Here is an 8,618-nt window from a genome sequence, read left to right as displayed (position 1 = left end):
TTCACTGCGAGCCCTGCGGCGTGAGGGGGGAGGGCGGCGAGGTCGAGGGCGGGGACAGTCTCGTCGGCGGGGGCGGGCAGGCTGGTCATCGGGCCTCGATCTCGGACGTCGGCAGGTGGGCGCGCATCCGTGCTCATGAGCCCGGCATCAGGTCGTCATCGTCGAGCAGCATCGACCAGACCAGGACGCCCTGCGGGTCGGTGAGCCACGCGAAATTCGCATCGGCGGCCAGGAGGAATTCGGTCTCGGCCATGGCAGTGCTCGTCGCGTCGTCCGCGTCGGCGGCCAGGATGGTCTCGCCGAAGGTGACATGATCGGTCACGACGCCGCTCGGCGCGCGCCAGCCACGATGGAGCCGGAACGCGGTCATCGGCGCCTCCGTGGCTCCGGCTGCTGACCTCGACGCGCCACGACGCACCCTCCCCGGCTTTGGGCTGTGATACTCGATATTATCACAGCCCAGCTTCGAGGCGGAAGCAGATCCCGTTGCACGGGCGGCTCGCTCGATACCGTTCTCGGTTCCAGCGACCATCCGTTAACGCTTTCTTCATAATCGTTAACGGTTTGTAAAACCGTCTACGCTTTGTCGTGAAAGCGTTAACGATTGGCGAGAGCGTTGGGATGCCCAGAAGCAAGATCGGTGGGAAGCTGACCGGCGTCAGGCTGCCGGACTCGCTTCGGCTTGAAATCGAGGTTCTCGCCGGGCCCGGCCACATGGCGGAATTCGTCCGCGCCGCCGTCGAGGCCGAGGTCGCGCGTCGGAGGAGAGAGGAGCAGGACGAGGCTCCGCTGCCTGACACCGCGCACCCAGAACTCTCGCCGAAAACAGCATCCAGGATACCGTCGTCCCCGTGGGCGACCTCCAGCCCGTGGCTCGGCTACGGCTTCACGGTCTCGGGCGAGGCCGTAGAGGTGCGCTTGACGCCGCCGATCACGCTCGCGAGCGCACCTGAACCCATCCGGGCGGATCAGAAGATCAAGGTGCAGAACTCACCGATCCCAGGTGCGCGCGTGAGATCCCCCTCGCGCAAGCCAAGCTCACGCAAATCGGATCATCCCGCCCATAGCGCGTGGACGTCTATGAGGCAGCAATCGCGAATTTCGGGACATCCGATCGCGCCCGAGTGGGAGAACTTCTGGATCTTCGTGAAGGACATGAAGAAAAAGCCTTTGAACGCCGTCCTTGTGCGCAAGGATCAGGAGAAAGGCTGGGGGCCGGATAATTGCGTCTGGGGAACGAAGGCTGATGTGGTCGCGCGCCGCCCAACAACAGGCTTCTACGCATACAACGGTCGAACTCTGACTTTGACCGCATGGTCGAAGGTGACCAACATCAATGTGGGCGTTCTCCGGGCGCGAGTGAGAGCCGAATGGCCAATCGAGGAGGTTCTCGGAACGCCTGTTGGGCCGGGGCCCGGCAAGCGGGGTCGGCCCGTACTTCCGGCGTCGGTCCAGGAGGCTATCGAACCCACCGTGTCCCTTGGGCGTCGGAGGATATCGCGATCGGCCAGGAACCCCGTGCCGCTCAAGCGCAGCGACAACAGGTATCTGCCCTGGAAGGGGATGCGGGAGAGGTGCGGCAGGACCGGCGACTCCTTCGTGCCGGAGTGGGAGGAGTTCTGGGTATTCGCGCAGGACCTCGGTGAGAGGCCGCCCGGCACTGTCCTGCTCCGGCGCAAGTTGAGCCTGCCCTACGGTCCAACCAACTGTTTCTGGGGCACCAAGAAGCAGGCAAACCGCGGGCGTCGGTTCGTCCGCCGGTACATGCACGACGGTCGGGAAATGACCGTCGCGGAGTTGGCCGAGGCGACAGGGCTCGGCTACAAGACGCTCGACGCGCGCCTCCGGAAGGGTATCCCGCTTGAGCAGGCGCTCAGCCCCAAGGTTCGGCCAAGACCAGGGCGATCACGTCGATAGCTGCTATCCGTGCCTAGACGTCGTCCCTGACTCAGATCTGACGATGATCTATCACCCGAAAAGACGCGGGTGAATGAGGGCGGCAAGTTCGGCTTGTCCGCGCATACTCATTATTCGGCTCTGGAAACTAAGATTACTCAAGGTTATATCGAACACAGAATCTCCGACTTCGAATAGAAAAGGATTATATCGATTTGCATAATCCATGCAACCAAATAATCCTTAATATTTTCAAATCGATTTAAGATTCGTAAATCATTTTTTTGGTTAAATGAAAGACATGCGTCAAAACTTTCGGCGATCGGAAGTGCGCTCGCGAGAAGGGGCCGAACCCATGGAGGAGAAATTGTCTTTCGGGATCAGGGCACAACTTCACGTCCTCACAGCCGCAGCGGTTCTTGGCATCGCGGTCATCGTTGTCCTCGCGGGCTTCGCCCTGCGCGATGCCGTTGTCGATGCGCGCATGACGAAGACCCGCCAACTGGTCGAAGCCGCGCACAGCCTCGTCGCCGGATTTGCCGAGCAAGAACGCACAGGCAAGCTTGACCGCAAGCAGGCGCAGGATCTGGCCACAGCAGCCCTGAAGGCGATGCGCTACGACCGCAGCGAGTACTTCTGGGTCAACGACATGCACCCACGCATGATCATGCATCCGACCCGGTCGAAGCTCGACGGCACCGACCTCACAACCACCAAGGACCCGAACGGCAAGGCCCTCTTCGTCGAAATGGTTGAGGTCGTGCGCAAGTCCGGTGCCGGGTTCGTGCCCTACCAGTGGCCCAAGCCCGGCGAGGACCAGCCCGTCGACAAGCTGTCCTACGTCAAAGGCTTCGAGCCCTGGGGCTGGGTCATCGGCTCCGGCGTCTACGCCGATGATACCGCGGCTCAGGTTCGCACCGCGCTCCTCGGCCTGCTCAAGGGCGTTGTCCTCGCGGCGGGACTGATTGCCCTCCTGGCCGTCATGATCGGGCGCTCGATCGCCGGGAAGATCCATCATCTAGCGAGCGTCATGCGCAGGCTGGCAGAGGGTAACCTCCAGCAGGAGATCCCGTCCGTTGCCCGGCGCGACGAGATCGGCGCCATGGCGAAGGCCGTGCTGGTGTTCCGCGACAACGCCATCGCGCGCGAGCGCCTGGAAGCGGAGGCCGCGCAAACCGAGCATGAGAAGGCCAAGCGCAACGGAGAGCTTGAGGCCAGCCTTGCCGCCTTCCAGAGCGCGATGCGCAACGTCGTGAGCACCGTTGCGGGCAACACCGCCGAGATGCAGCGCACCGCCGAGGCCCTCACGTCGATCTCGACCCAGACCTCCCAAGAGGCCGATGCCGCGACAGCAGTTTCGGGCCAGACTTCCGAGCACGTCACGATGGTGGCGGCCTCCACCGATCAACTCTCAAGTTCGATCCAGGAGATCTCCCGGCAGGTGCAGGGGGTGGCCGAGATCGTGCGCCAGGGAAGCGAGACCGCGACGGCGTCCGCGCGTCAGGCGCAGGCGATGGCAGAGGTCGGCGAGCGCATCGCAGCGGTGATCGGGTCGATCCAGTCGATCGCCTCACAGACGAACCTGCTCGCTCTGAACGCGACGATCGAGTCGGCGCGCGCCGGGCAGGCAGGCAAGGGCTTCGCCGTGGTTGCCTCGGAGGTGAAGATGCTGGCGGGTCAGACAGCGCGCGCCAGCGACGAGATTGTCGCTCGGGTCGGCGAGATCCAGGCCACTACGCGCCATGTCCTGGCGGCCAACGAGCAACTGGTCACGATGATGCACGACATCCTGACGGCGACGACGGCGGTCGCCTCGGCCGTCGAGCAGCAGAATGCCGCGACCGGCGACATCGCCCGCAGTGTGCAGGTGGCAGCCGATGGGACGGAGAAGCTCGCCCTGAACATCTCGGAGGTGCGCTCGGGAGCGCGTGAGACGGAGAAGCATGCGGGCGCGGTTCTTGATGTGACCAGGGCGATGCTGTCGCAATCCTCGCTGATCGAGGAGCAGCTTCGCGCCTTCGTACACGCGCTCCGGGTGGGTCCGATGGACCGCCGCAAGGGCAGCACCAGCAAGTTCTATCAGGGTCATGACCGGCGCTCTCAGCCCACCGATGCTCTGAAAAGTGCGTAGACTATGAACCACATGCTGGATCGCGAAGGCGAGCGCTTGGAACCTCTTCATCGACTGGCTGCGGTCGGCACAGAGCCCGAGGCGCAATTCGATGCAATCTGTCGAGTCTTACGCCGGGTCTTCGATGCGCCGATCGCTCTCGTCTCACTCGTCGAGCACGACCGCGTATGGTTCAAGGCCCAGTGCGGCCTTGAGGTCGAGAATGCGCCGCGCGACGTCGCGGTCTGCGCCCATACAATCCTCAGCGACGACGTTCTCGTCGTCGAGGACCTTACTCGGGACGCACGGTTCCGGGACGACCCGCTCGTAACAAGAGAGACGGGCTTTCGCGCCTATGCCGGTGTGCCGTTGGTTCTCGCGCCCGGGCTGAGGGTCGGTGCGCTCTGCGTCATCGACACGCAAGCGCGTACCTTCAGCCAAGAGCAGATTGATCAACTTCGCGATCTCGGTGAGGTCGTCGTCGCACAGTTGCGGGACTACGAGACGCGGCGCGCACGCACGAGCGTCGAGCACGACAACGCCGAGATCGTCTCCGTTCTCAACGCCACTCTGGAGAACATGGACCAGGGCCTGATGATGGTCGACGAGTTCGACGTGATTCGGGTTTGCAACGGCCGCGCGATGGCCATGCTCGATTTGCCTGCCGAGATGATGCGAGCGCAACCGACCTTCGCTCAAGTCCGCCAGTACCAGCTTGACCAGAACGAGTTCCGCCGCTCGCCCGACCTCATGCGTCAGTGGGTAGCGAATTCCGGGTTGGAGCAGAGGCACCACGTTTACGAGCGCGAGCGATCCAACGGGCAGATCCTGGAGATCCGCACGGTGCCGCTTACAAGAGGTGGGGCGGTACGCACCTACAGCGACGTGACCGAGCGCAGGCGCGCCGAGCAACAGGTCACCGCGAGCGAAGCTCGCTACCGCGCGCTCGCCGATGGCCTGCCGCAGATGGTCTGGATCATCCGCGCCTGCGACGGTGAGTTACTGTACCGCAACGTGCGCTTCACTGAGTACTACGGTGAGATCGGCACGAGTCGCGCGGCACGGGTGGCACGAAACCATCCCGCCGATGCGGAGCGTGTCGCGACGGAATGGGCGCAGTGCATCGCTGAGGGCTGCTCCTTCGACGTCGAGGTTCGTCTGCGTCGCCACGATGGCGTCTACCGTTGGCACAAATTGGTGAGCTTGCCGGTGCGCAAGGGAGACGAAATCGTCGAGTTCCTCGCGACGGCTCTCGACATCGAGGACATCGTCTGCGCCCGCGAGGCGCTGCGTGTCACGACAGACCGCCTTCGCCTCGCACAGGAGGCGGCTGGCGTGGGCTTGTTCGAGTGGAACCTGCTCGACGGCAGCACCCTGCTCTCGCCAGAGGCGCTGCGGCTGTTCAACTTCCCTGAGGACCGCACCACCCCAGTGACGCGGGCCGAGTGGTCAGCCGCAATCCACCACGACGACCTCGCGATCCTGGCTGTCGAGACAGAGCGGGCAATCGCGACGGGCGAGACGTTCAGGATCGAATATCGTATCCCTCTGCCAGACGGCTCCGACCGCTGGATCATGAGCATGGGGCGCGTGTCGGTCGATCAGGGCTGGCGTGCGGTCAGGATGATCGGCATCAGCATCGACGTCACCGAGCGCAAGCAGGCCGAGGCCCGGATTGCTCACATGGCCCGCCACGACGGGCTCACCGACCTGCCGAACCGCGCGTTGTTCCGCGAGCGCGTCGAACAGCGGCTCGGCGAAATCCGTCGCCATCGCGGCCACTGCGTGCTGATGCTTCTTGATCTCGACGCCTTCAAGGCGGTCAATGACAGCCTCGGCCACCTCGCGGGCGATGCCCTGCTCTGTGAGGTTGCACGTCGGTTCCGGGCAACACTGCGCATCGAGGACACGGTCGCGCGGTTCGGGGGCGACGAGTTCGCGATCCTGCTGGGCGGGGCGCTGCGCCTGGAGGGCGTCAAGAGCCTCGCCGAGCGGCTGATTGAGGTTGTCCGACAGCCGATATGGCTGGATGGGCAGCAGGTTGGGATCGGCGTCAGCATCGGCATCGCGATCGGTCCCGAGCATGGACAAGACACCGAGAGTCTGTTGCGCCACGCAGATCTCGCGCTCTACCGCGCGAAAAATGATGGACGGAACACCCACCGGTTCTTCGAACCGGCGATGAACCGGGCGGTAGAAGAACGCCGCCTTCTCGAACTCGATCTGCGCACTGCGCTGTGTCGAGGCGAGTTCGAAATGTACTATCAGCCGATTGTAGACCTCACCTCGAACGAGGTTGTTGCAGTCGAGGCCCTGGTGCGATGGCGGCATCCAACGCGCGGGCTGCTCGATCCTGGTGTGTTCATGCCGCTGGCTGAGGAAACGGGCCTGATCGTGCCGCTCGGCGAGTGGGTGCTGCGGACAGCAACCCGGGACGCACAGGATCTGCCCGAGGACCTTAGAGTCGCCATTAACGTATCTCCTGCCCAGGTTCGGCATGCGAGTTTCGGCGCCACCGTTCGGGCGTCCACTGCCGCTGCTACTCTGTCACCGGATCGGTTGGAGTTGGAAATTAGCGAGAGCGCCTTATTGAATGACCATACCCTGGTGCAGGACAACTTGATCGATTTGCGAGAATTCGGCGTGCATCTGACGCTAGATGATTTCGGAACAGGATATTCGTCATTGAGTTACTTATACCGATACCCGTTTGATCGGATCAAGATCGACTGCTCCTTCTTCGCCACAGCAGATAATAAGGGAGCGCTGGCAATTCTACGCACTATCGTGAGTCTTGGACATAGTCTTGGCATGATGGTCACGGCTGATGGTGTTGAGACACCAGAACAACTCGCGATCGTGCGTCGCAAAGGTTGTAAGCAGGCTCAAGGCCATCTGTTTGGAAAAGCACGATTATTTTCCGAAATCGTTACTGATACAAATTTTAGAGTAGGAATTGAGGAAGATATGCTCTGAGCGAAGAAGACCCCGCCGCTCGCGACGAACGGGGTCCTACGCATCACGCTGGTCACCGGCCGACTGATCAGAAGATGAGAGAGCAGGCGCGCACACCGAAAACCAGCTATCGGGCATTTTGTTCCAGTACCCGAGCCAGCACTCGACTCACCTGCACCGCCGACCATGATCCACCACGAGAAGTCCGGATGCCGCGGGCGTTCAGCGCATCAGCCGTTGCCTGCAACGTGGTTGCACCACCAGAGCGGATCTCCTCGATGATGGGCGCCAGAGCAGCGGCACGTTGTCCGGCTCGCTCCTGGCGCACGCGGACGCTGGTCTCGCGCCCTTTCACCGTGAACCTATCAAGCCCCGTTGTCATTCTGCTCACTGTATCACAATCTCCTCGGTCCCGGGCCAGTTCTCGAATGCAAGTGGCTGGCCGCCCGTTCAGGTCGAAATTATCGAAAAGCGGCCTCTGAAGGCAAGGCGGCACATGTTTGAGCAACGGCTAAACATACCGCGATTGAGATCATGTTGACGCTTGTGCATCAATAGATATTTCTCTCTTCATTCAGAATTTTTTCAGATGCATGTAATCAAGGTTGGCGCTCTCTTCGTGATCTTCCTGAAAAGATCGGCATCGGCCTGGACGGCGAAGTCGAACGCGATCGTTCCAGCCTCCATGCAGATCCTGTATTGCCAGTTGTTGTCGATGAAATGCACACACCACGCGCGCGTTCGATCAAGGAGTATCTGGTCGCGCGGACCCGTAAACGTGAAACTGCCGGTGGCGGTATCTGCAACAGAGTTCATGCTGAAATTTGGTTTCATGATCAACCTAAATAAATTGACAGACGTATTTATCCCGCATGCAATCCCACTTGCTCAATCCTAACCATGCTCTACGGACACCAAATTATCGCGATCGCCGACGCCGTAATCGCTCTCGGCCTGACCCACTCGCATCAATCTTTCTCGGTGAACTTCTGCGCGAGGGATCGAAGCTACCTTCGCGATTTCAGGCGACGCGGCGGCGCGACGGCCCGCGTATCCCCCCATACGGTGCTGGCGGTTCGATCACGCTTGGCCGAGGCTGCTGCCCTTCGCCCGGATCTTTCCCCCGAGATCGAGCAGATCGACGTGGCGATCGTCAGGGATCTGCGCGTGGCCTCCATCCTGGGACGACGCTCCTACCGGTGATCCCGCTCACGACCGCGTAGGTCCCGGATCCATAGTCTCACGCGCAATGGACACGATCCTGAGCGGCGGGCGCGATCGTCGAGTGACCTCAGCGGCGTCCTCGAACTCCGCGAGCCGCTCCTCCAGGTAGGAGGCGTGTGCACGCTCATTGTCCAGATCAGCAACCAGAGAGGCGATCGTCGCCTCCGCCTCAAGGAGTTCGACACGCAGCGTTTCCAGTTCGACCTCGGCGATATCTCGCGTTCGAGACGAGCCCGCTGCACCAAGAAGCTTGAGGTTGTGCTCCATGACGGCCGCAAGCTGCTCGGCCTCGGGGGAGGTCGAGGACGGGAGACGGCCCCCGATGATGAAGGGGATCCACTTCTTCACACCCACGCTCTCCGGCTCACTTGGGCACCAGGAAGGCGGCGAGCAGGTTGCCTCGCCCCACCAGTGTCAAGCGACGCCCGGAACT

8 protein-coding genes are annotated in these 8,618 nt (G+C 62.1%); 4 read left to right on the top strand and 4 right to left on the bottom strand.

Features of this window, described 5'->3' with window-relative positions:
- Window positions 1-133: 133 nt before the first annotated feature.
- Complete coding sequence (locus VP06_RS15605) at window positions 134-370, bottom strand: hypothetical protein (RefSeq protein ID WP_048464703.1); 237 nt, start codon at window positions 368-370, stop codon at window positions 134-136.
- Window positions 371-621: 251 nt separating this feature from the next.
- Between VP06_RS15605 and VP06_RS36405 the strand changes: the two genes are divergently transcribed.
- From VP06_RS36405 to VP06_RS15585, 3 genes are all read left to right on the top strand, one after another.
- Window positions 622-1,917, top strand: a complete 1,296-nt coding sequence (locus tag VP06_RS36405; RefSeq protein ID WP_156295629.1) for a YlcI/YnfO family protein — start codon at window positions 622-624, stop codon at window positions 1,915-1,917.
- Window positions 1,918-2,251: 334 nt separating this feature from the next.
- Window positions 2,252-4,027 carry a cache domain-containing protein gene (locus tag VP06_RS15590; RefSeq protein ID WP_053081830.1) on the top strand — a complete coding sequence of 592 codons (1,776 nt, stop codon included), beginning with the start codon at window positions 2,252-2,254 and terminating at the stop codon, window positions 4,025-4,027.
- 3 nt (window positions 4,028-4,030) lie between these two features.
- The gene (locus tag VP06_RS15585) at window positions 4,031-6,982 is read left to right on the top strand and encodes an EAL domain-containing protein (RefSeq protein ID WP_053081828.1); all 2,952 of its coding nucleotides are present in this window, start codon (window positions 4,031-4,033) and stop codon (window positions 6,980-6,982) included.
- Window positions 6,983-7,088: 106 nt separating this feature from the next.
- Here the strand turns inward: VP06_RS15585 and VP06_RS39145 are convergent, their stop codons facing one another.
- Together VP06_RS39145 and VP06_RS15580 are read right to left on the bottom strand one after the other, a co-directional pair.
- On the bottom strand, window positions 7,089-7,343 hold the full coding sequence (locus VP06_RS39145) for a recombinase family protein (protein WP_082167419.1): 255 nt from the start codon (window positions 7,341-7,343) through the stop codon (window positions 7,089-7,091).
- A 203-nt stretch (window positions 7,344-7,546) separates the two neighbouring features.
- Window positions 7,547-7,777: a hypothetical protein gene (locus VP06_RS15580; protein WP_048464700.1), complete on the bottom strand. Its 231-nt coding sequence runs from the start codon at window positions 7,775-7,777 to the stop codon at window positions 7,547-7,549.
- A gap of 84 nt (window positions 7,778-7,861) precedes the next feature.
- Between VP06_RS15580 and VP06_RS15575 the strand changes: the two genes are divergently transcribed.
- Window positions 7,862-8,164 (top strand): hypothetical protein, encoded by a 303-nt coding sequence (locus VP06_RS15575; protein ID WP_048464699.1) that lies wholly within the window; start codon window positions 7,862-7,864, stop codon window positions 8,162-8,164.
- A gap of 6 nt (window positions 8,165-8,170) precedes the next feature.
- Here VP06_RS15575 and VP06_RS15570 read toward each other — a convergent pair whose 3' ends face one another.
- Window positions 8,171-8,533 carry a hypothetical protein gene (locus VP06_RS15570; protein ID WP_048464698.1) on the bottom strand — a complete coding sequence of 121 codons (363 nt, stop codon included), beginning with the start codon at window positions 8,531-8,533 and terminating at the stop codon, window positions 8,171-8,173.
- Window positions 8,534-8,618: the final 85 nt, after the last annotated feature.

It is taken from the genome of Methylobacterium aquaticum (assembly GCF_001043915.1).
GTDB classification, from domain to species: Bacteria; Pseudomonadota; Alphaproteobacteria; order Rhizobiales; family Beijerinckiaceae; genus Methylobacterium; species Methylobacterium aquaticum.
Note: the sequence above shows the minus strand (reverse complement) of the source record. Positions and strands in the feature narration are given on the sequence as shown.